The organism is Streptomyces sp. H39-C1 (genome assembly GCF_027158125.1).
Classification (GTDB): domain Bacteria; phylum Actinomycetota; class Actinomycetes; order Streptomycetales; family Streptomycetaceae; genus Actinacidiphila; species Actinacidiphila fildesensis.
Map to the genome: position 1 here is coordinate 156,089 of NZ_JAPVLS010000007.1, position 21,876 is coordinate 177,964.

Here is a 21,876-nt window from a genome sequence, read left to right on the forward strand (position 1 = left end):
CCGGACGGCAGGGCCAGGTGGCGTCGACGGGGTTCGAGCTGTTGCACGCGACACTGTCGGCGGGCAAGCAGGAGGAGCTCAAGCAGCGCAGGACGTCGCCGGCGCTGCGCGACGAGGAGGGGGACGGGGCACCGCCCCCGGTCGCGGATCGATCCGGACGGCGGGACGGCCGTCCTCCGGATCCCGCCGGGCTAGGGCTGGGGCAGGTCCGGCGCGCGGGAAGCCCGCAGCGAGTACATCAGTGGCACGCGCGGGGTGCCCGGCGGATGCCGGTAGAAGCCGTCGCCCCTCCCGGAGGATCCCTGCCCGTCGCGTTCGAGCGTCCCGAAGCGCTGGAAGAGCGTCGCGTCATGCTCGTGCAGGAACTCCAGCCGGAGCCCGGTGGCGGCGATCGCGGTGACGACGTCGCCGAGGGTGTGCGCCCACTCCACCGTGCGGTTGTTCACCGTCGGGGCGTCGAAGTCCGCGTAGGTGCCCGGGGCTTCGTCGACCCAGGCGTCGCGAGTGAAGTAGTCGTGGGCGATCCGGGAGCCCGATTCGTCGTCGAGGGCGTCCGTCAGCGGGTGGAACTCGGCGAGGTACAGGAAGCCGCCCGGCGCGACGAGGGACGCGGCGGTCTCGGCCCAGCGGACGATGTCGGGGAGCCGGCACAGGGCGCCGGTGCCGGTGTAGACGATGTCGTAGGAGGAGTCGGGGACGGCCTCGGCCGCGTCGTACACGTCGGCGGCGACGAAGGACGCCCGGTCGGGCGGGAGCCCCAGGTCGGCGGCCAGCTCGCGGGCGGCGTCGACGGCGGGCTCGGAGAAGTCCAGGCCGACGACCCGGGAGGCGCCGCGGAGCGCCCAGGAGAGGGTGTCGAGGCCGAGGCGGCACTGCAGGTGCAGCAGCGACTTCCCGGTGACCGATCCCACCTCCGCCGCCTCGAAGGGGCGGATCACGTCCTGGCCGGCCCGGAAGGTGTCCGGATCGTAGGACTCGCTCGCCGTGTGGATCGGAACGCTTCCCCTACCTCCGGCTGGGGAGACCCCAACGTCCCACCTGGCGCGATCGGTCTCCCGCCGGTCCGCCGGGGTCCTCGTGTACATGGGGAGTGACGATAGTCGGGGTGAAGGCGGCCGGCCATCGGGTTTGATGGAGGCATGAGTGATGTCACGGCTGCCATGCCGGAATGGGAAAAGCGGTTCCGGGCGCCTCGGGTGGGGCTGCCCGAGTGGGCGGAGGACGCGCCGCAGCGCTGCCTCTTCGTGTCGAACGCCACCGGCACGTACGAGCTGTACGCCTGGGACCGGACCACCGGCGAACGCCGCCAGGCCACGGACCGGCCGAACGGGACGACGGAGGGCACGCTGTCCCGCGACGGCGAGTGGGTGTGGTGGTTCTCGGACACCGACGGGGACGAGTTCGGGGTGTGGATGCGCCAGCCGTTCGGCGGCGGCGAGGACGAGCCGGCCACGCCGGGACTCGACGCCTCGTACCCGGCCGGGCTGGCGCTCGGCGCGGACGGCACCGTCGTGATCGGCCGGTCGACGGACGACGAGGGCACGTCCGTCCACGTCGTGCGGCCGGGCGCCGCACCGGTCGAGATCTACCGGCACGCGGAGTCGGCCGGCGTCGGCGACCTGTCGGAGGACGGCACGCTGCTCGTCATCGAGCACACCGAGCACGGCGACGCGATGCACGGCGCGCTGCGCGTGGTGCGGCTCGACGGCTCGACCGTCGCCGAGCTGGACGACTCCCGCGGCGGCACCGAGGAACTCGGTCTCGACTGCCTGGGCTTCGCTCCCGTGGCCGGGGACACCCGGCTGCTCGTCAGGCACCAGCGCGCCGGGCGCTGGCTGCCGATGGTGTGGGACGTGACGACCGGCGAGGAGACCGCGCTGGCGATCGACCTGCCGGGCGATGTCTCCGCCGAGTGGTATCCGGACGGTTCGGCGCTGCTCGTCGTGCACTCGTACCAGGCGCGCAGCGAGATGTTCCGCTACGACCTGGCCGCCGGTGCGCTGCTCCGGCTGGAGACCCCGCAGGGAACGGTGAGCAACGCCACCGCGCGCCCCGACGGGTCCGTGGAGTACCTGTGGTCGTCGGCGCAGCTGCCGCCGGTCGTGCGGTCCACGACGGGCGGGATCGTGCTGGAGGCGCCGGGGCTGAAGGCCCCGGACTCCGTGCCGGTCGAGGACGTGTGGGTGGACGGCCCCGGCGGGCCGGTGCACGCCCTCGTCCAGAAGCCCGAGGGCGACGGGCCCTTCCCGACGGTCTTCGAGGTGCACGGCGGCCCCGCCTGGCACGACTCCGACGCCTTCGCGGCCGGGCCCGCGGCCTGGGTCGACCACGGCTTCGCCGTCGTACGGCTCAACTACCGCGGCTCCACCGGCTACGGGCGCGAGTGGACGGACGCGCTCAAGCACCGCGTCGGGCTGATCGAGCTGGAGGACGTCGCGGCGGTCCGCGAGTGGGCCGTCGGCTCGGGGCTGGCCGATCCGGCGAAGCTGGTGCTCTCCGGCGGCTCGTGGGGCGGCTATCTGACGCTGCTGGGGCTCGGCACCCAGCCCACCGCCTGGACGGCGGGGCTCGCGGCGGTCCCGGTGGCCGACTACGTCGCCTCGTACACCGACGAGATGGAGGCGCTGAAGTCCCTGGACCGCACGCTCTTCGGCGGCTCGCCCGCCGAGGTTCCTGAGCGGTACGAGGCCTCGTCGCCGATCACGTACGTCGAGCGGGTGACCGCGCCGGTGTACCTCTCGGCGGGCATGAACGACCCGCGGTGCCCGATCCGGCAGATCGACAACTATGTCGAGCGGCTGGTGTCGCTGGGGAAGGTGCACGAGGTGTACCGGTACGACGCGGGGCACGGTTCGCTCGTCGTCGAGGAGCGGATCAAGCAGGTCCGCCTGGAGCTGGCCTTCGCGATGAAGCACGCGCTCTGACCGGGTGGGTCCTCAGTCGCCGGGCAGGGCTTCTTCCAGCTTGCCCGGCGCCGCCGCGTTCTCAGCATTCTCAGGGTTCTCAGCGGCCGGGTCCTGGTCCGGGATGAGGCCCAGCGCGGTGTCCTCGCGGAGTTCCGCCTCGCGGCGGACCAGCCGGAACCACATGAAGACCACGAAGCCGGCGAAGACGAACCACTCGCCGGTGTAGCCCAGGTTCTGGAAGGCCTTGAGGTCGAGCCCGGTGTTGCTGGGGGCCGCCGGGGGCACCGGCTCGAGCGGGGCGGTGGCGTCGGTGACCGTGATCCAACCGCTGTAGACCTCGTACGGCAGCACGTTGACGAGCGACGCGGCACTGATCATCCCGAGCTGGCCCTGCGGCAGTCCGCCGGCGGACTGGACGCCCTGGGTGCCGGTGTTCTCGGGGGGCTGCAGGGCGCCGGAGACGGTGATGTCGCCCGCGGGCGCCGCCGGGATGGCGGCGGGCGTCGCGGACGAGGCCTCGCCGGGCAGCCAGCCGCGGACGACGGGCAGCGCCGCGCCGCCCGCCGTACGCCGCGGGGTGAGCACGTAGTAGCCGGTGCGGTCGCCGAGGTCACGGCCGGGGACCAGGAGCTGGTGGCCGGTGTCGTAGCGGCCGGTCGCGGTGACCGTGCGGCCGGTGGTGTCCTGGGTGACCTGCGCCTTGGTGTCCGGGAGGACGGTGGCCAGCGGGACCGGGGCGGCGGACGCGGCGGCCTTCGGGGCCTGCTCGGCCACGTGGTGGCTGTTCATCCGGTCCTCGAAGCGGCTCAGCTGCCAACTGCCCATGAAGACGCAGAACGGCACGGCGAGCACGACGAAGAGGTGGACTCCCAGCCAGCGCGGGGTCAGCAGAAACCGGTACACGCCTCAACGGTACGGGGAGCGGGGCCGGCCGACGCCACCGGGCCCGCGGCCCGGCACTCCGCGGCCCTCCCGCGCCACGCCTCGCCTACTGAGGTGTGAGGGCCGTCGTCTTGTAGATCGTCCCGGCGCACGCGTCGGGGATCGTCGTGTCGGCCACGGCCGGCGCCCCCGCCTCCGGGGTGTGGCTGACCTCGACGCTCGCCGGGCCGGGCGTCGGCGGTACATCGGCCGCTGCCGGGGTGTTGTTCGAGGCACTGGTGCCGTTGTTGCCGCTGCTGGTGCTGCCGCCGGTGGTCGGGGTGGGCGTCGGAGTGGGCGGCGCCGGGCAGCCGTTGGGACCTGCCGCGTCCGGCACCCAGGCGAACCGGACCTCGTACGTGTCGCCCGGCTGGAGGAGCAGCGGGGCGGCCGCCACATCCGGCAGTCCGGTGGCCGGATCGCCCGGCGTGTGGTCCAGCACCTGGATCTTCGACGCGTCGGCGCTGCCCTGGGCGATCACGGTGACGGCGCCGCCGCCCTTGACCGTGCAGCCCTGCGCGGAGACGTTCGCGACCCGGAACCAGCCGTACACGTTGCCCTTGGCGTCCGGGGCACCGGTCTTGCTCGCGCCGCTGCCGAGCTGGGAGCGGTCGCAGGCCGGGGCGGTGCGGCCGGCCGAGCCGGTGGGCGTCGGGGCGACCGTGGCACCGTGCTCGTTCGTGGGTGTGGGGGTCGGCGACGGTGTCACCGACGGGGCGGGCTCGCTGCCGGCGCTGGTCCCGGTGTCGGCCGGACCGCCCGAGTCGTCCTGGCTGCTCTCCCCCGTGCCACCGGTGTCCTGCCGCGGCTCGTTGGGGCTGGAGGCGCCGGCCGCGGTGGTGTCCTGCTGGTCCGCGGTGTTCGCGACATGCAGCAGGGCCGGCACGGCGGTACACGCCAGCAGGAACGCGGCGGCGGCGCCGGCCACGGCCTGGCGGCGGCGCGTCCGGCGGGCCGGTACGGCGTGCCGCAGGTGGTCGAGCGCGTCGGGTGCGGGCTTGAGGCCCTTCACCGCGTCCTGCATCAGCCGGCGCAGCGCCAGCTCGTCGAAGCTCGCCCCTGCACCAGGCGGAGTCGCTCCGGACCCGGGCGGAGTCGCCCCGGCCCCAGGCGGAGTCGCCCCGGCCCCAGGCGGAGTCGCCCCGGCCCCAGGCGGAGTCGCCCCGGCCCCAGGCGCAGTTGTCCCGGCCCCGGGCAAGGTCATCCCGCCTTCAGCAGGGCTGGTTCTCGCTCCCAAGGGGCTTGATCCCGCCCCCTGAGGGCCGGTTCCGGTGGGCGCTGCGTTGCGCTCGTCGTTCAGTTCTTCGGGAAATTCGCGGTTCTCTGGATCCATGCCACGTGAGTCGTAGGGGGTGGTCATACGGTCGCCTCCATCGCGATGCGAAGCGCCGCGAGGCCACGGGAACCGTATGCCTTCACCGAGCCCAGGGAAATTCCGAGCGTTTCGGCGACCTGTGCCTCGGTCATGTCGGCAAAGTAGCGCAGCACGAGGACTTCGCGCTGACGGCGCTGGAGGGACCGCATGGCGGTCTTGAGCTGGTCGCGCTCCAGGATCTCGTAGGCGCCCTCTTCCGCACTCGCCATGTCGGGCATGGGCTTGGAGAGGAGCTTGAGGCCCAGGATGCGCCGCCGGAGCGCCGACCGGGAGAGATTGACCACCGTCTGCCGCAGGTAGGCGAGGGTCTTCTCGGGGTCACGGACGCGGCTGCGCGCGGAGTGGACGCGGATGAAGGCCTCCTGGACGACGTCCTCGCAGGAGGCCGTGTCGTCCAGCAGCAGCGCGGCGAGGCCGAGCAGCGACCGGTAGTGGGCACTGTAGGTCTCGGTCAGGTGGTCGACCGTGGTGCCGACGGCCATCGTGGCGTCAGCACCCAGCTCGGACGGCACGCGCACGATCGGCCAGGGCGCTATCACGGGCATCCCGCCGGGAGTGCGTGCCCTGCCGGACGTACGGCCGGGCGTACGCGGGCGCGGCACGCGTGTCGGAGCGCCGCCCCGCCCAAGTGCCGTCTCGATACCCAGTGCCTCTGCCACGACTGTTGGACACGCGTCCCCCCGTCAGGGTTGTACGCGCAAGGCGTCGCCTTTGATGTGGCGCCGAATATCCCCATGCGTACCAACTTCTTCCCCAATGCGCCCATTTGCCCAGGCACGAACTGTGCCTGCCCAATACCCCCCGGCACGCAGCACATTAGGGCAGTGCGCTGACACAAAGACGCTCCCCGTCTACTGCCGGTTGCAGCGGTCAGGGAGCGAATTGTCCATTGGTGCGCGACCCACTTCAAGTGGTCCAGACCAAGGAGTGGATCACATCATGCGTGCGAAGCGACGAACTCGGCCGCCACGACTTCGGCAATTTGTGCAGTGTTCAGGGCGGCGCCCTTGCGCAGGTTGTCCCCGCACACGAAGAGTTCGAGCGCGTTCGGATCGTCCATGGAGCGGCGTACCCGGCCGACCCAGGTCGGGTCGGTGCCCACCACATCGGCAGGGGTCGGGAACTCGCCCTCGGCGGGATTGTCGGTCACGACGACCCCGGGAGCGCTCCGCAGGATCTCGTGCGCCTTCTCCACGGTCACCTCGTTCTCGAACCGCGCGTGCACCGACAGCGAGTGCGTCGTGATGACCGGCACCCGTACGCAGGTCGCGGTGACCCGCAGCTCCGGCAGGCCCAGGATCTTCCGTGACTCGTCCCGGACCTTGAGCTCCTCCGAGGACCAGCCGTCCTCCCGCAGCGAGCCGGCCCACGGCACCACGTTGAGCGCGAGCGGCGCCGGGAAGGGACCGAAGTCGCCGACCGTGCGCCGTACATCGCCCGGCTGGGTACCAAGGTGGGTGCCGGCGACCTTGGACAGCTGGTCGCGGAGGGTGTCCACGCCGGACTGGCCCGCGCCGGAAGCCGCCTGGTACGAGGAGATGATCAGCTCGCTGAGCCCGAACTCGGCGTGCAGCGCGCCGATCGCCACGATCATCGACAGCGTCGTGCAGTTGGGGTTGGCGATGATGCCGCGCGGGCGCATCCGCACCGCGTGCGCGTTCACCTCCGGCACCACCAGCGGGACATCGGGGTCCATCCGGAAGGCTCCGGAGTTGTCCACGACGACCGCGCCCTTGGCGGCGGCGACCGACGCCCACTGCGCGGACACCTCGTCCGGGACGTCGAACATCGCGACGTCGACGCCCTCGAACGCCTCCTCGCTGAGCACGACGACCTCGGTCTCCACACCGCGCACCACGAGGCGGCGGCCGGCCGACCGCGCGGACGCGACCAGCCGGATCTCGCCCCACACGTCCTGCCGGGTGGAGAGCAGCTCCAGCATCACCGTGCCGACCGCGCCCGTCGCACCGACGACGGCCAGGGTCGGCTTACGGTTCATCGGCCCGTACCGCCGTAGACGACAGCTTCATCACTTTCACTGTCGAGGCCGAACGCGGAGTGCACCGCCTGGACGGCCGGCTTCACGTCGTCGGCCCGGGTGACCACCGAGATGCGGATCTCCGACGTCGAGATCAGCTCGATGTTGACGCCGGCGTTCGACAGCGCCTCGAAGAAGGTCGCCGTGACGCCCGGGTTGGTCTTCATCCCCGCGCCGACCAGCGAGATCTTGCCGATCTGGTCGTCGTAGCGCAGCGAGTCGTACCCGATGCGGTCCTGCGACCTGGTGAGCGCGTCCATCGCCTTGCGGCCCTCGGTCTTGGGGAGGGTGAAGGAGATGTCGGTGAGGCCGGTGGCCGCCGCCGACACGTTCTGGACGACCATGTCGATGTTGACCTCGGCGTCCGCGATGGCACGGAAGATCGTCGCCGCCTCGCCCGGCTTGTCCGGCACCCCGACGACCGTGATCTTGGCCTCGGACGTGTCGTGCGAAACCCCGGAGATGATCGCCTGCTCCATCGGCTTGCCTCCTAGCGGTGCTTCGTTGCTCACCCAGGTCCCCGGCAGGCCGGAGAAGGACGAGCGGACGTGGATCGGAATGTTGTAACGACGGGCGTACTCGACACAGCGGTGCAGCAGCACCTTCGAACCGGAGCTGGCCAGTTCCAGCATGTCCTCGAAGGAGATCCAGTCCATCTTCTGGGCGCGCTTGACGACCCGCGGGTCGGCGGTGAAGACCCCGTCGACGTCCGTGTAGATCTCGCACACCTCGGCGGCGAGCGCGGCGGCCAGCGCCACCGCGGTCGTGTCGGAACCGCCGCGGCCCAGCGTGGTGATGTCCTTCTTGTCCTGGGACACGCCCTGGAAACCGGCCACGATCGCGATGTTGCCCTCGTCGAGCGCGGTCCGGATACGGCCCGGCGTCACGTCGATGATCCGTGCCTTGTTGTGGACGGAGTCGGTGATGACCCCGGCCTGGCTGCCGGTGAACGACTGCGCCTCATGACCGAGGTTCTTGATCGCCATCGCCAGCAGCGCCATGGAGATCCGCTCTCCGGCGGTCAGCAGCATGTCGAACTCCCGGCCGGCGGGAATCGGCGACACCTGCTCGGCGAGATCGATCAGCTCGTCCGTCGTATCGCCCATCGCCGACACCACGACAACGACCTGATGGCCGTTCTTCTTGGTGTCCACGATTCGCCGGGCGACGCGCTTGATGCCTTCAGCATCGGCGACGGAGGAGCCTCCGTACTTCTGCACGACAAGGCCCACGTGCGCTCCTCGGGAAGGTCTGGTACTGCGGTCGGCTCAGTCTAACGAGCGGGCCGGGGCGGCCTCCGCGATACCGGATATTGAGACAGGTGGCCCACTCGGTGGGCCACCTGCCCAGGACGGAACGGAATAACCCCAGATCAGGCGCTGGATGCGTGACCGGAGGAAGATCGTCCGGATATCCGACGGTGGGGGTAGCGGGTGCGCGGCTACGGCGTGTCAGCGAGTGACGGGTTGACCGGTTCAGCCGGTGGTGGGCCAGGGTTCGACGGGTGACGGGCCCGGGATCAGCCGGCGGCGGGCTGGGCGCGGACGCCCAGCGGGGTGCCGAGCTCGGCCGCCATGACCTTGCCGGCCTCCTCGGCCAGCCGCTCCTCGTCGTCCGCCGAATCGTCCGTGTCCAGGCCGTCCAGCTCGTCCAGCGGGCTGTCCAGCCGGACGTGAGCGACCAGGGACTGCAGCGCGCGCAGCGAGGCGCTGGCCGTCGGTCCCCAGTTCGACAGGTACGAGAACTGCCACCACCACAGCGCCTCGCTCACGCGGCCGGCGCGGAAGTGCGCGAGGCCGTGCGTGAGATCGGTCACCACGTCGGCCATATCGTCCGAAATCCGGCAGGCGACGGGCGTACTGCGCGGTACGTACGGGTCGAAGACCTCCGAGTAGACGTCGATCGGCTCCAGCAGCGCCGCGAGGTGCTGGCGCAGCTCGTCCGCGTCCGGCTCGGGGCCGATGTCCGGCTCGTAGCGCTCGTCCGGAACGATGTCCTCGTGCGCGCCGAGCCGGCCGCCGGCCAGCAGCAGCTGGGAGACCTCCAGCAGCAGGTACGGGACAGCGCTGTCCGGATCGTCGCCCTTGGCGACCTCGCGGACCGAGAGGATGAAACTCTCGATCTGATCGCAGATCTGGACGGCGAAGTCGTCGGGCTCCTGGACGTTCGGATCGCCGAGGTCGCGTTCCGGAGAGCCCGGTGCGCCCTTCGAGTCCTGTGTGGTTACCGCGGTGTCAGACATCGAGCAGTCGTCTCCCTTCGAAGGCACGACCCAGCGTGACCTCGTCGGCATACTCCAGGTCTCCCCCCACGGGCAGACCACTGGCCAGTCGCGTCACCTTCAGCCCCATGGGTTTCACCATGCGGGCCAGGTACGTAGCGGTCGCTTCACCTTCAAGGTTGGGATCCGTCGCCAGAATCAGCTCGGTGACGGTGCCGTCCGCGAGCCGCGTCAGCAGCTCCCGGATCCGTAGATCGTCCGGACCGACGCCCTCGATGGGGCTGATCGCGCCGCCCAGTACGTGGTACCTGCCGCGGAACTCACGGGTGCGCTCGACCGCGACGACATCCTTGGGCTCCTCGACCACGCAGATCACCGCGAGATCGCGGCGCGGGTCACGGCAGACCCTGCACTGGTCGTCCTGCGCGACGTTCCCGCAGATGTTGCAGAACCGCACTTTGGCCTTGACCTCGGCCAGTACGTGCGCGAGGCGCCGCACATCGGCCGGATCCGCCTGCAGGATGTGGAAGGCGATCCGCTGCGCGCTCTTGGGACCCACGCCGGGCAGCCTGCCCAGTTCGTCGATGAGGTCCTGAACCACGCCTTCGTACACGGGGCGCCTTCTTTACGCTAGAACGGCAGGCCGGGCATGCCGCCCAGCCCCTGGGCGAGCGGACCGAGCTTCTGCTGCTGAAGCTCCTGCGCGGTCGCGTTCGCGTTGTGCACGGCGGCGACGACCAGATCGGCCAGCGTCTCCGTGTCCTCAGGATCGACCGCCTTGGGGTCGATGACCAGCCCCCGGAGCTCACCGGCACCGGTCACCGTGGCTGTCACGAGACCGCCGCCCGCAGAACCCTCGACCTCGGCCTCGGCCAGCTCCTGCTGGGCAGCGGCAAGGTCCTGCTGCATCTTCTGGGCCTGCTGGAGCAGCTGCTGCATATTGGGCTGACCACCGGGGATCACGGGTTCACTCCTGCCTCACGACAACGTTGCGCGGTAGGGCGAGCCTACGTGCTCGGACGGCCCTGCGCCCTACGCCGTACGGAGGATCGGACGACGTGACGCGGAACATCGGGCGACATCAGTCGTTCGGGATCTCCTCGATCACCGTGGCACCCATTTCGCGCACGAAAAGCTCGTATCCGGACAGCGGGGACTCGACCAGATCCACGTCGTCGTCCTCCGGAATGTCGTCCTCCAGGGGCGGCGGCGTCTCGTCCGACATCAGTGGCGGCGGCGCGCCCCCGGGCCGTCCGGCGGCCGTCTGAGGCGCGGCATGGGCCGCCTGGGCGGGCCCGCCCTGCGGGGCGGAGGGCCCGGACGAGGCGGAGTGTGCGGACTGTGCGGACGGGGCGGAGGATGCCGATGGGGCGTATGAGGCGGACGGTGCGGGTGGGGCGGCCGGGCCGGACGGACGGGACCCGCCGCCGCTTCCACCGCTGCCTCCGCCGCCGAAACCGCCACCCGGGCCACCGGAGCCGCCGGGACCTCCGGAGCCGCCGCCGGCCGTTCCCCCGCCGCCCGACGGGTCCACGATGGCCTCGATCCGCCACTCCACCCCGAGGGCGTCGCTGATCGCCTGCTTGAGCACCTCTTCGCTGCCGCTGTTGGCGAAGCTGTTGCGCGCTCCGGGGTTGTCGAATCCGAGCTGCAGCGTCTGCCCGTCGAAGCCCGCCACCTGCGCGTTGTTCAGCAGGAGCATCCACGTCAGCCTGCGGCGGTTCTTCACCGCCTCCAGAATGTCCGGCCACATCTGCCGTACGCGCGTCGAGTCCCCGGCGAACCCGGACGCCGCCGGGGCGGCGGGGCCGGCGGGCGGCGGTGTCTGGGCGGCCAGGGCGGGGGCCGCCGGAGCGGCGGGTGCGGCCTGGGCGGCCGTCGGCCAGGCGCCGGGACGAGCGGCCTCGGGCGGTGCGGCGGCAGGGGCCGCCGAAGCGGCCGCTGGAGTGGCCACTGGAGCACCGGCAGTATCCGGACCGGTCGTGGTCGGCCAGGCGCCGGGGCGCTGCCGGGCGCCGCCGTCCGAGGGAGCCGGAACCGCGGCGGGAGCGGGGCCGGCAGCGGGTTCGTGCTGCTCGGGGGCGGGTGCGCGGGTCGGGGCGGGGGCCTGCTGCGCGGCCGGAGCCGGGCGTCCGCCGCCCACGGCCGCACGGACCGAGGCCGCGCCGCCGGGGCCGCCGGGGCCGCCAGGACCTCCTGGGCCGCCGGGGCTGTGGTCGGCGTGCGCGGGCTGATAGGCGAAGTCCGGGACCTGCGGGGCACCGGGGGCGAAGCCCCGCCGCTCCAGCTTGTCCAGCCGGGCCTGTACGGAGCGCTCGTCGTCGTACGCCGCGGGCAGCAGCACCCGGGCGCAGATCAGCTCCAGCTGGAGCCGCGGCGACGTGGCGCCGCGCATCTCGGTCAGACCGGTGTTGACCAGGTCCGCCGCACGGCTCAGCTCGGCGGCGCCGAAGACGGACGTCTGGGCCCGCATCCGCTCGATGACATCGCTCGGGGCGTCGATCAGCCCCTTGTCCACCGCGTCCGGAACCGCCGCGATGATCACGAGGTCGCGCAGCCGCTCCAGCAGGTCCGCCACGAAGCGCCGCGGATCGTGCCCGCCCTCGATGACGCGGTCGACCATCTCGAAGACCGCCGCCCCGTCACCCGAGGCGAACGCGTCCACCACCTCGTCGAGCAGCGCCGCGTCCGTATAACCGAGCAGCGCCGTCGCCATGGCGTACGTCACACCGTCGGCACCGGCGCCCGCCAGCAGTTGGTCCATCACCGACATCGAGTCCCGCACCGAACCCGCGCCGGACCGCACCACCAGCGGATACACGCCGTCCTCGACCGGGATGTCCTCCCGGGCGCAGACCTCCGCGAGGTAGTCGCGCAGCGTGCCCGGCGGCACCAGGCGGAAGGGGTAGTGGTGGGTACGCGACCGGATCGTGCCGATGACCTTCTCGGGCTCGGTGGTCGCGAAGATGAACTTGAGATGCTCCGGGGGCTCCTCGACCACCTTCAGCAGGGCGTTGAAGCCCTGCGGGGTGACCATGTGCGCCTCGTCGATGATGTAGATCTTGTACCGGCTGCCCGCCGGCCCGAAGAACGCCTTCTCCCGAAGATCACGCGCATCGTCCACACCACCGTGCGACGCCGCGTCGATCTCGATCACATCGATGGACCCCGGCCCGTTCCGCGCCAGGTCCTGACACGACTGGCACTCCCCGCACGGCGTCGGCGTCGGCCCCTGAACACAGTTCAGACACCGCGCCAGGATGCGCGCGCTCGTCGTCTTCCCGCAGCCTCGGGGCCCACTGAACAGGTACGCGTGATTGACCCGGTTGTTGCGCAGCGCCTGCTGCAACGGGTCGGTTACGTGCTCCTGCCCGATGACCTCGGCGAAGGACTCGGGACGATAGCGGCGGTACAGAGCGAGGGACACGCCTACGACGATATCGGGGCCCACCGACATCCGACGTCCCCCGGACCTCCCCCGACCGCCCCCGGGAACGCAAAGACCCCCCACGCACCCGCCAGAGCCCACCTACCCTTGCTGCCTTCCGGCCCTGGGGGAGTTCAGCGAGATAGCGCCACGTGAGGGGCTGCGCACAGCGTACCCGATCGGATCACCCACTTACGAGTTCGCGAGCACCCCTCCGCGTCTTGTAGTGTTCGTCGCGGAGGATTCGCCTAGTGGCCTAGGGCGCACGCTTGGAAAGCGTGTTGGGGGCAACCCCTCACGAGTTCGAATCTCGTATCCTCCGCACCCGCCCAGCTGGGCAGACGAAGGCCCCGACCGGTTCCCGGTCGGGGCCTTCGTCGTTCGAGGGTTGCAGTTTGGGTTGCAGTTGCCCAGATCAGGCGGCGGGAGGCCGCTGGTCCGGGCGGGTCCAGAGGAGTCCGTCGATCTTTGCGGCCGTGTCCTTGAGGACACGGTTGGTCAGGTGTTGGTAGCGCCGGCGCATGCGGGCGGACTGGCCGGGCTCCCAGCCCATGATCGCGTCCACGACGGTGTCGGAGACACCGAGGATCAGCAGGATGGTGCCTGCGGTGTGACGGGCGTCATGCAGCCGCCCGTCCCGCAGTCCGGCCGCCCGCAGCAGCTCCTTCCACTTGTGGTGGTCCGTGTTCGGGTTGAGCGGTTCACCGGTCGGCGAGGTGAAGACGTATCCCTTCTCGACCCACAGGTCGCGGGCGAGTCGACGTTCGCGCTCCTGTTCGTCGCGGTGCTGCGCGAGGAGCTTCATCAGCTCTTCGGGGACACCGATGGGCCGACGTCCGGCACGGGATTTGGTTTCCTTGGTCTCGCGCCGGATGTTGACCTTCTGCGGGCAGTACCCGGGCTTGCGCCCGCAGCTGTCGCCGCAGCCGTGCTGGTACCGGGGCCGCAGCCGGCCTCGGTGGACAACCAGCACCCCGAGGTCGAAGTCGACGTCCGTCCACTTGAGTCCGAGAACCTCGCCCTGACGAAGACCCAGCGCCAGAGCGATGACCCAACGCGCCGCGTTTCGCTCGCGGTTGGCCACTTCCAGGAGGAGCTGGACCTCCTCGACCGTGTACGGCACCACCTCTTCCTCCACCAAGCGCGGTGCCTTGGCGATGCTGGCGGGGTTCTCGGTGAGGTGGCGGCGCCGCTTGGCCTCGTTGAGGGCGGCGCGCACGGTGCGGTGGACCTGGTGCGCTGTTCCGGCCGAGCTGCCTGCGTCCTGCATCTTCTTGTAGAAGCGTTCCAGGTGTTCGGGCTCCAGCTTCGCCAGGCGGTGGGCGCCGAGGCCGGGTATGAGGTGGTGGTAGACGGCGACGCGATAGCCGTCGATGGTGTTCTCGGAGACGTGCAGGGCCGCGATGTTCTCGGCCCAGTGCACCAGCCAGGTCTCAACCGTCCAGGTCTGGCCGGCCTTGCGGACACGGCCCGCGTCGCGCTCCTTCTCCAGGGCGCGAACGGCCTTGGTGGTCTCGGCGCGGGTCTTGCGCTTGATGTGGCGGCGATCGGATTTACCGTCGTCCTTGACGCCGACGGTGACGTAGCCGTGCCACTTTCCGTCCTTGCCGAGGTAGATCGTGGAGGCGCCGTTGGGCTGCCGGGACTTTGCCATGACAACCCCCTCAGGCCGCGAGGGCGACGGTCGAGCGGGTGAGCTGGGCGCGTGCGGCGACGTAGTCGTTCAGTGCCTCGGCCGGGATGCGGCGCAGGCGGCCGATGGCCACGGAGGGGATCTCGCCGGAGGCGAGGAGCGCGTACATCGTTGTCCGGCCGACGCTGAGCCGGCGAGCGGCCTCCTCGACGGTGAGCGCGACCAAGGTGGGGTCGGGCGCGGTGGGTGCGCTGGCCTTTACGAGGTCCAGGAGGGCCTGTGCGCTGACGCCAAGTGCGTCCGCCACCAGGGAGATGGGCATGGTCGTTTCAGACATGGGGATACCTCTCGGCGGCGCGAGGGCAACGCGCCGTCGTGGTTGCTGTGCGGGATGGGCGGTGTGAAAAGGGGTCCGCTGAGCGGCCCTCGGCATTCGTAGTGCCGACGGACGCGCGGAGGATGGTGTTGCGTTACTCGGCTGCGGGGGCGTCCGCGTCCTCGCGGAGGGGGTCCTCAAGCGAGTTGGGGGCCGGGTAGAACGTCAGCTCGTCGCCGCTGGGCGTGGTGTCGACGCCGAGGCGCTCTGCGATCTCGTCGTAGTCGCGCTCGGCCTCTTTGAGGCGACTCTTCGCCGCGTCGGCGAGGTCCTGGGCGGTTCTCCACTCCTTCTCCAGATCCTGGAGCCGGAAGCCCGCTTCCTGGAGCTCGTAGTGGGGATCTTCCGGGTCGGCAACGGCCTGGGTCATGAAGTACTCGGCGGGCAGGTTCAGCGCCTTCGCCAAGCCGACGACCTCATCGAACTGGATGGAACGGGTGCCGTTCTCGATCTTGGCGATCTGGGTCTGGTGGAACTTGAAGCCGAGGCGCCTCATGCGCTCGGCGACATCATCCTGAGACAGCCGGGCGGCCTTCCTCATGATCTTCAGGTTGTGCGCCACCAGGGCCTCACCCTCGTGGGGGATGAGGTGGCGCTCCTTGGGCTTGTCCATGTTTCACCTCCTCTCCGTTGAGTGATCGCGCGGACGGGTCATCGTTAAACTATACCAGCATTGAATTCCCAACCGACAAGCGCTTGAAACGTAGCGTGATGCAGCCCACACAGGGCACCCACCTGGTGTCATTCTGGAGGGGTGTCGAAAACTCAACCGACTATCGGTTTGACTTTGCGCCCTAGAGATGGTTAAAATTATTGCATCGCATGAAAATCTCAACCCCAAGGAGGTTGAAGGTGGCGGCCGCACCGCCAGAGAACGACAAAACCCCCGGCGCTACGAACACCGGGGGTTGAACGGAAGCCTCGACACCGCCCATCCCTGGACAGCTAACCAACGACGGACCGGGTTGCCCCCCGGAGCCGTCGAGTGAGGAATCTCCATGACTGACGATACCCGCCCCAACCCCGCCCACGCAGCACAACCGGATCCCGACGCCACCGCCGGCCACGGCGCGGCCCTCCTGGACCGGCTCAAGACCGCACTGGCCCGCTTCGTGGTCCTGCCTAGCGAGGAAGCGCTGGACGCCACCGTGCTCTGGGTCGCCGCAACCCATCTGCAGCCCTCCTGGCAGCACGCCCCGCGCCTGGCCGTGGTCGGCCCCGCGAAACGCTGCGGCAAGTCCCGCCTGCTCGACATCCTGACCGAGACCGTCCACCACCCCGTCATGACGGTCAACTCCAGCGCAGCCGCGGTCTTCCGCTCCATCACCGAGGAGCCCCCGACCCTCCTCGTCGATGAGGCCGACACCATCTTCGGCACCCCCAAGCAGGCCGAGAAGAACGAAGAGATGCGCGGCCTGCTCAACGCCGGGCACCAGCGCGACCGCTACGTTCTGCGGGTGGTCGGCAACGACCACACCCCTCACCGGTTCCACACCTTCGCCATGGCCGCGCTCGCAGGCATCGGCGACCTCCCCGACACGATCATGGACCGCTCCATCGTGATCCGCATGCGCCGCCGTGCTGTAGGCGAGCGCGTCAGCCCCTACCGCACCAAGCGCGACAGCCCCACCCTGCACGAACTGCGCGCCCTCCTCGCCCAGTGGACGGCATCCCTGGCGGACCAGGCCCTGCAGCTGGAGCCCTCCATGCCGGTCGAAGACCGCGCCGCCGACACCTGGGAGCCCCTGGTGATCGTTGCCGACCTCGCAGGCGGCCCATGGCCCGACCGCGCCCGGCACGCCTGCACGACCATGGTCACCGCCGAAGCCGAGGCAGAACAGGACAGCCCCGGCAACGCCCGCATCCTCGCCGACATCCGGCGGCTCTTCCACGCCAAGGGCGAGCAGGCACAACTGAGCACCGACGAGATCCTCTACGCGCTCAACAACGACCCCGAAGCCCCCTGGGCCGACCACAGGCGCGGTGGCCTGAACGCGCGTGACCTCTCCGGGATGCTGCGCGAGTACGGCATCCGTTCAGGCAACGTGCGCGTAGGCGACATCCAGCGCAAGGGCTACACCCACACCAAGTTCACCGACGCCTGGAAGCGCTACTGCCCCGGCGTCCACCCCCTCGGTGGCCCGCAGGCCAACGCGAGCTGACCGGCCGCTGGTCCCTGCCGTCCCAAACGGAAATCCGCAGGTCAACGGCCCTGAAAGTGGGACGGCAAGCCGTCCCAAGACGGATAACGATCCGTCCCCGCCGCCTGGACGGCCAGCGGACCAACCGCGCGGCAGCTCGCCCCGTCGCGTACCCCTGCCGTCCCGGACGCCACCGGCGCGCCCTGCCGTACCGCCCCTGACCTGCGGTTGCAACGGCAAGACGGCAAAGACGGCACCCCGCACACTCCACAGCGCAAGGACGACTTCAGCATGCCCGACACCACAACACCCGCAACCGGCCCCGCAGAGCCGGCCAGCCGCCTCCCCGCCAGCTGGTTGGACCAGGGGGCCATCATCCTGCTCGGCATCGCCGGTTGCGCCCTGTCATTCGACGCGCTGCGCCAGATGGCCACCGCAGTCCACGTCAGCCACCGGCTGACCTATCTGTTCCCCATCGTGATCGACGGCTTCATCGCCTACGGCGTACGCGCCCTGCTGGTTCTCCGCACAGCCCCATGGCAGGCACGGTTGTACGCCTGGATCCTGTTCATCGGCGCCACCGCCACCAGTGTCTGGGCCAACGGCCTGCACGCCCTCGGCCTCAACCAGCCCGACACCGTCGAACTCCACCTCGACGACACCACCGTCACCGTCCTGTCCGCCATCGCCCCCCTCGCCTTGGCCGGCGCCACCCACCTGCACATCCTGATCACCCGCCACGGCGGTACTGATCCCAGCCGAACCTCGCCGCACGGAACCGACGCAGGGGTTCCGGACCAGGGACCCACTGGCAGCGAAACGGCAAGTCAGCGCGGCACACAGCAGCCGCCGCCGACCGGGAATGCCCCCGCCGCTGAGATCGAAGTCTTCGCAGGCGGCGAACCCGCAGCCCCCCTTCCGGACCTTGCAACGGCTGCCGCGACACCGACCGATTCCCGTCAGGGCGGGCACCAAGACGACCTCGACATCGCAGGCCAGGGGCAGGACGGGGGTTCCGTACCGCGCCCCCAGGCCCAGGGCGGACGCCCACCGATGGCCACCCTGCAACGCCTGGCCGAGGTCATCGCCGCAGCCCACCGCGACCCCGACACGATCACCCGCGACAGCGCCCGCAAAGCCCTGACCGCATCCGGACTGGGCGCCGGAACCCACCGCCTGACCGAGGCCATCGCCCTGGTCCGCAACACCTCCCAGCCCCGTAAACACCCCGCCCAACCGGAAGACCCGCAACCCCTCGCCGACCGGGCCTGAAGCCCGTCCAGATTCCGACCGCCGATGCGAACCCACAGGCCGGCGCGGCTGCCGACAGCGGCAGCCGCGCCCTCTACCCCGAAACCACAGCCCGGCCAAACCGCAGATCGCGACGACCATCGCCACCCCCACCCACTCGCGAACGGAGCCACGTAGTGCACAACCCCTTTCGAAACAGGCCCGCTCCCGCCGCCAACCCCTTCGACGAACAGCACCGGAGCAGGGAGGAGCCCCCCATAGCTCCAGGAACCTCCGAGCAGAGCAAAGACGTTGACGCAGGCCAGGAAAACGGCCAGCAAGTTGTCCCCAAAGGAGTCCTGCCGGCCCTCCCCGCCCCAGGGGTGGCGGGGAGGGCCGGCGCCGACCGGGGGCGGTCGGCTTCGGGGACGCTCGGCCCGGGGGTGCCGACCACCAACAGCACCACGCGCATCGCGACCCCACCACCCGTCGCCCTGACCAGCGTCGACCACGTCACCGTCGCTGATGTCGTCGCCCGCTACCGCCTGCGACTTCCCGAACCGCGTCTGCACCGTGTCGCCCCGCGCTTCGACAGCACTGAGTGGGGCACCATCGCCCGTGCCAGCTCGGTCTGCGAGAAGAAGCGCGGTGGGTTCGTCGCCGCAGCCGCTGTCGCCGCCTCCCGAGCCGACCGACGTACTGATCACGCCACCGAGCGACACCGCCTCGACCAGCTCATGGAACGCAACATCGCCTCCGCCCGCATCGGGGGAGCCTTCAACAGGCTGGTTCACCGCCTCAACTCCGGTGGCCCCTTGAGCGATCACACCGGTGGCGTGCTGCAGTCCGTCGCACACGCCGTCGCCCGGGTCGACGCCGCTGTCACCCTCCTTGGCGCTACGGGCACCGCCGATATCCACACGGCTGTGGATATCGGCGTCTACCACCGCCAGCGCTCCCAGGGCCCGCGCGAGCATCGGGTCAGCCCCCGGTTCAGCGACCGCGAGTGGGCTGACATCACCACCGCCGCCCGGCGCTTCGGCGTCGAGCCAGGTGCCTATGTCGCCACCACCGCGCTGCTCGCCGCTGGCTCGGGCAACCCCCGTGCGGCCATCGCCGACACCCGCGCGCAGCTCGAAGAGCTGATGGAAGCCAACCGGCTGCTCGCCGCCCTCGCGAACAACACCACGCAGCTCCTGCGCCACCTGAACCCCGACGACACTCCGCACGACCCGGCCCTACGGCTGCTGCACACCCTGGGCGATGTCCTGGAGCGCATCGACACCACCGCGACCGTCATCGCGCGGGAAGGACACGAGCACCCGTGATCCCGCACATCACCACCGGCTCCGGCGGCACCAAACGCCTCGTCCACTACCTGTTCGGGCCCGGCGAACACAACGAGCACACCGACCAGCACCTGGTCGCCTCCTGGAACAACTTCGCCCCCGATCCCGGGCCCCAACCTGATCCCGCCACGGAGGCCAAGCTCGCCGCCCAGCTCGACCTTCCCGTCAACGCCCTGCCCCAGGGTCAGCGCCCCACCGAAACGAACTGGCACTGCTCGGTACGCACCGCACCTACCGACCGTCTCCTGACCGACGACGAGTGGGCCGACATCGCCCGCCGCGTCGTGGCCGCCGCCGGCATCGCCCCCGACGGCGACACCAAAGCCTGCCGCTGGATCGCCGTGCGCCACGCCCCCGACCACATCCACATCGCCGCCACCCTCGTCCGCCAGGACGGCCGCGTCGCCCGCCGCAGCTACGACCGCAAAGCCGTCCAGGCAGCCTGCCGCACCATCGAGGAGGACTACGGCCTGCGCCAGCTCCACCCCGGTGACGGCACCGCACCCCAACGCGCCACCAGCCCCGAACACTTCAAAGCCGAACGCCTCGGCCGCACCCAGACCGCACGCGACGAGCTACGCGAAGCCGTCCGCCAAGCCAAAGCCGCCGCCCGCGACGAAGCCCACTTCTTCACCCTCCTGGAGGGGACGGGCATGAAGGTCCGGCCGCGCCAGGCCCCATCCGGCGACATCACCGGCTACAGCGTCGCCCACCCCAGCGACACCAACGCCGCCGGCGAACCCATCTACTACTCCGGCTCCAAGCTCTCCCCCGACCTGTCCCTGCCCGAAATCCGCAAACACCTCGCCGCCCAGGACCAGGCCGCCCCCACCGCCGACCCCTGGCACGCTGCCGCCGACGCCGCCCGCCACACCCTGGCCGTCCTCGACAGCGACGACGACGCCGGAGCACAAGCCCACCTCGCCGCGTTTGGCGAACTCCTCGACACCACCACCTTCGCCGCGCCCACCGTCAACCAGGCCGAACTCCGTGCCGCAGCCAAAGCCTTCCACCGCGCCACCCGCTCCACCATCCGCGCCGAACACCAGCAGGCCGCCGCCCTGCGCCGCGCCGCGAAGGACTTGATCTACACCGCCACCAGCGGCCAGGACGGCACCGGCCTCGCAGTCCTGCTCTCCATCGCCATCCTGATCACCCGCGCCGCCATGCACTGGCACCAGGTCCGCGACCACCAACAACAGCAAGCAGCCGCCCAACAAGCGCTCGCCCACCTGACCACCGCCTACGAGCAGACCGCCCGCCCCACCCTGACCGCCCTCGCCCGGTCGGCACCCCGCGCTGACGCCACCCGTCGCTACGAGGCAGCGCTGCGGCAAGCCATCCCCGAACACGCCGACCACATCCTCGCCGATCCCGCCTGGGCCGCCCTGACCGCCACCCTCGCCCAAACCGAGAAGACCGGAGACAACCCCCGCCGGACCCTGCAGGACGCAGCCGAACAGCGAGAACTCACCACAGCGCAATCCCCCGCCGAAGTCCTCCACTGGCGCATCACCGCAACCACCAGCAAACGCCAACAAGCAGCAAAGGCCCGCAGCACGGGTCTCATCGCCCCAGCACGCAGCACGGGTCTCATCGCCCCAGCACCTGCAGCCCCACCGGCACCTCTCCCGGCGCCCATCCCCCCGACCCCACAACAGCGCCGCTGAGCAGACTCGCAGCGCCGACCGTCAACGCGGCAGGTGAGTCCTTCCGCCGACGGGGCCACCAGAAGCCGCCGGAACATAGCCGACGATCGCCGGTTAGCCAAACCGGCGAATCTCCAGACCATGGATGTGCTTCCCCACCCACCCCAACCCCTCAAGGAGCACCTCATGCCCGCAACTACCCCCCGCCCCCACATCATGGCCCTGCTGTTCGACATGGACTTCGATCACCCCGGACGCACCTACCACCATCTAGACGGGCGGCCTTTCACCAAGGAGGAGCGGGCCATCGTCACCGAAGCCACTCTGGAAGAGTTCCGGGCCGCCGGAGCCAAGATCCACACCGAGATAACCCAGGAGATCGCCGATCAAGCCCTGAACGACGCCTCCGAGCTCCTGCACAAGTACTTCGCCCAGAATCCTGAAGTCGTCATCCCCTACATGACCGACGAGGACCACGGTCACTACGAGAGCCTCCGCACCATCGCCAGTGCGGACGGCGGCCGATTCCTCCCCCGCAGGCGCTGACCACACCGGGAAAGCGCCAAAACAGAACCGGCGACCGGGCCCCTGCCCGGTCGCCGGTCGGCTG

At 70.5% G+C, this 21,876-nt stretch carries 19 protein-coding genes, 1 tRNA gene and 1 other RNA gene; 7 read left to right on the forward strand and 14 right to left on the reverse strand.

The annotated features are described in order from the left end of the window. Window positions 1-191 precede the first annotated feature (191 nt). On the reverse strand, window positions 192-1,085 hold the full coding sequence (locus O3W51_RS07335; protein WP_138358716.1) for a class I SAM-dependent methyltransferase: 894 nt from the start codon (window positions 1,083-1,085) through the stop codon (window positions 192-194). Between the two features lie 54 nt (window positions 1,086-1,139). Here O3W51_RS07335 and O3W51_RS07340 point away from each other — a divergent pair, with 54 nt between their 5' ends. After that, window positions 1,140-2,924, forward strand: coding sequence for a S9 family peptidase (locus tag O3W51_RS07340; RefSeq protein ID WP_198358601.1), 1,785 nt, complete (start codon window positions 1,140-1,142; stop codon window positions 2,922-2,924). Window positions 2,925-2,936: 12 nt separating this feature from the next. On the opposite strand, the gene O3W51_RS07345 is transcribed toward O3W51_RS07340, so the two are convergent. From O3W51_RS07345 to ffs, 10 genes are all read right to left on the reverse strand, one after another. Then, a complete protein-coding gene (locus O3W51_RS07345) occupies window positions 2,937-3,809 on the reverse strand; it encodes an SURF1 family protein (RefSeq protein WP_269284737.1) in 873 nt (290 codons plus the stop codon). An 85-nt stretch (window positions 3,810-3,894) separates the two neighbouring features. Next, the gene (locus O3W51_RS07350; RefSeq protein ID WP_198358602.1) at window positions 3,895-4,851 is read right to left on the reverse strand and encodes a hypothetical protein; all 957 of its coding nucleotides are present in this window, start codon (window positions 4,849-4,851) and stop codon (window positions 3,895-3,897) included. Window positions 4,852-5,183: 332 nt separating this feature from the next. Beyond that, window positions 5,184-5,861, reverse strand: a complete 678-nt coding sequence (locus O3W51_RS07355; RefSeq protein WP_374117293.1) for a SigE family RNA polymerase sigma factor — start codon at window positions 5,859-5,861, stop codon at window positions 5,184-5,186. A gap of 278 nt (window positions 5,862-6,139) precedes the next feature. Beyond that, entirely contained in the window at window positions 6,140-7,201 is a 1,062-nt protein-coding gene (locus tag O3W51_RS07360) for an aspartate-semialdehyde dehydrogenase (protein WP_138359459.1), read from the reverse strand. Then, window positions 7,198-8,472 carry an aspartate kinase gene (locus tag O3W51_RS07365; RefSeq protein ID WP_138359457.1) on the reverse strand — a complete coding sequence of 425 codons (1,275 nt, stop codon included), beginning with the start codon at window positions 8,470-8,472 and terminating at the stop codon, window positions 7,198-7,200. The genes O3W51_RS07360 and O3W51_RS07365 overlap by 4 nt, the downstream gene beginning before the upstream one ends. Window positions 8,473-8,759: 287 nt before the next feature. After that, window positions 8,760-9,482, reverse strand: a complete 723-nt coding sequence (locus O3W51_RS07370) for a DUF5063 domain-containing protein (RefSeq protein ID WP_232485823.1) — start codon at window positions 9,480-9,482, stop codon at window positions 8,760-8,762. Beyond that, window positions 9,475-10,074 carry a recombination mediator RecR gene (gene recR, locus O3W51_RS07375; protein ID WP_138359453.1) on the reverse strand — a complete coding sequence of 200 codons (600 nt, stop codon included), beginning with the start codon at window positions 10,072-10,074 and terminating at the stop codon, window positions 9,475-9,477. Before recR ends, O3W51_RS07370 begins: the two co-directional genes overlap by 8 nt. Before the next feature lie 17 nt (window positions 10,075-10,091). Beyond that, window positions 10,092-10,424: a YbaB/EbfC family nucleoid-associated protein gene (locus tag O3W51_RS07380; RefSeq protein WP_138359451.1), complete on the reverse strand. Its 333-nt coding sequence runs from the start codon at window positions 10,422-10,424 to the stop codon at window positions 10,092-10,094. A gap of 118 nt (window positions 10,425-10,542) precedes the next feature. After that, window positions 10,543-12,888 carry a DNA polymerase III subunit gamma and tau gene (locus O3W51_RS07385; protein ID WP_269284747.1) on the reverse strand — a complete coding sequence of 782 codons (2,346 nt, stop codon included), beginning with the start codon at window positions 12,886-12,888 and terminating at the stop codon, window positions 10,543-10,545. Window positions 12,889-12,956: 68 nt separating this feature from the next. Continuing rightward, an RNA gene (gene ffs, locus O3W51_RS07390) (signal recognition particle sRNA small type) lies at window positions 12,957-13,053 on the reverse strand. A 72-nt stretch (window positions 13,054-13,125) separates the two neighbouring features. Here ffs and O3W51_RS07395 point away from each other — a divergent pair. Then, a tRNA-Ser gene (locus tag O3W51_RS07395) sits at window positions 13,126-13,210 on the forward strand. A 93-nt stretch (window positions 13,211-13,303) separates the two neighbouring features. Here the strand turns inward: O3W51_RS07395 and O3W51_RS07400 are convergent. The 3 genes from O3W51_RS07400 to O3W51_RS07410 form a co-directional block, all read right to left on the reverse strand. Further along, window positions 13,304-14,542 carry a tyrosine-type recombinase/integrase gene (locus tag O3W51_RS07400; RefSeq protein WP_269284749.1) on the reverse strand — a complete coding sequence of 413 codons (1,239 nt, stop codon included), beginning with the start codon at window positions 14,540-14,542 and terminating at the stop codon, window positions 13,304-13,306. Between the two features lie 10 nt (window positions 14,543-14,552). Then, window positions 14,553-14,858: a helix-turn-helix domain-containing protein gene (locus O3W51_RS07405; protein WP_269284752.1), complete on the reverse strand. Its 306-nt coding sequence runs from the start codon at window positions 14,856-14,858 to the stop codon at window positions 14,553-14,555. A gap of 133 nt (window positions 14,859-14,991) precedes the next feature. Then, entirely contained in the window at window positions 14,992-15,510 is a 519-nt protein-coding gene (locus tag O3W51_RS07410) for a helix-turn-helix domain-containing protein (RefSeq protein ID WP_269284754.1), read from the reverse strand. Between the two features lie 385 nt (window positions 15,511-15,895). Here O3W51_RS07410 and O3W51_RS07415 point away from each other — a divergent pair, with 385 nt between their 5' ends. The 5 genes from O3W51_RS07415 (at window position 15,896) to O3W51_RS07435 (ending at window position 21,812) form a co-directional block, all read left to right on the forward strand. Beyond that, window positions 15,896-17,059, forward strand: coding sequence for a DUF3631 domain-containing protein (locus O3W51_RS07415; RefSeq protein ID WP_269284756.1), 1,164 nt, complete (start codon window positions 15,896-15,898; stop codon window positions 17,057-17,059). A 270-nt stretch (window positions 17,060-17,329) separates the two neighbouring features. Then, window positions 17,330-18,310, forward strand: a complete 981-nt coding sequence (locus tag O3W51_RS07420) for a DUF2637 domain-containing protein (protein WP_269284759.1) — start codon at window positions 17,330-17,332, stop codon at window positions 18,308-18,310. Between the two features lie 401 nt (window positions 18,311-18,711). Then, window positions 18,712-19,596, forward strand: a complete 885-nt coding sequence (locus O3W51_RS07425; protein WP_269284762.1) for a hypothetical protein — start codon at window positions 18,712-18,714, stop codon at window positions 19,594-19,596. Further along, on the forward strand, window positions 19,593-21,287 hold the full coding sequence (locus tag O3W51_RS07430; RefSeq protein ID WP_269284765.1) for a relaxase/mobilization nuclease domain-containing protein: 1,695 nt from the start codon (window positions 19,593-19,595) through the stop codon (window positions 21,285-21,287). Before O3W51_RS07425 ends, O3W51_RS07430 begins: the two co-directional genes overlap by 4 nt. 165 nt (window positions 21,288-21,452) lie before the next feature. After that, entirely contained in the window at window positions 21,453-21,812 is a 360-nt protein-coding gene (locus O3W51_RS07435) for a hypothetical protein (protein ID WP_269284768.1), read from the forward strand. Window positions 21,813-21,876 lie beyond the last annotated feature (64 nt).

Bases quoted from the DNA above. Each gene is read 5' to 3' on its own strand.
- O3W51_RS07335 (WP_138358716.1), bottom strand. From the start codon at position 1,085: ATGTACACGAGGACCCCGGCGGACCGGCGGGAGACCGATCGCGCCAGG.
- O3W51_RS07340 (WP_198358601.1), top strand. From the start codon at position 1,140: ATGAGTGATGTCACGGCTGCCATGCCGGAATGGGAAAAGCGGTTCCGG.
- O3W51_RS07350 (WP_198358602.1), bottom strand. From the start codon at position 4,851: ATGCAGGACGCGGTGAAGGGCCTCAAGCCCGCACCCGACGCGCTCGAC.
- O3W51_RS07360 (WP_138359459.1), bottom strand. From the start codon at position 7,201: ATGAACCGTAAGCCGACCCTGGCCGTCGTCGGTGCGACGGGCGCGGTC.
- O3W51_RS07370 (WP_232485823.1), bottom strand. From the start codon at position 9,482: ATGTCTGACACCGCGGTAACCACACAGGACTCGAAGGGCGCACCGGGC.
- O3W51_RS07400 (WP_269284749.1), bottom strand. From the start codon at position 14,542: ATGGCAAAGTCCCGGCAGCCCAACGGCGCCTCCACGATCTACCTCGGC.
- O3W51_RS07405 (WP_269284752.1), bottom strand. From the start codon at position 14,858: ATGTCTGAAACGACCATGCCCATCTCCCTGGTGGCGGACGCACTTGGC.
- O3W51_RS07410 (WP_269284754.1), bottom strand. From the start codon at position 15,510: ATGGACAAGCCCAAGGAGCGCCACCTCATCCCCCACGAGGGTGAGGCC.
- O3W51_RS07415 (WP_269284756.1), top strand. From the start codon at position 15,896: ATGACTGACGATACCCGCCCCAACCCCGCCCACGCAGCACAACCGGAT.
- O3W51_RS07420 (WP_269284759.1), top strand. From the start codon at position 17,330: ATGCCCGACACCACAACACCCGCAACCGGCCCCGCAGAGCCGGCCAGC.
- O3W51_RS07435 (WP_269284768.1), top strand. From the start codon at position 21,453: ATGCCCGCAACTACCCCCCGCCCCCACATCATGGCCCTGCTGTTCGAC.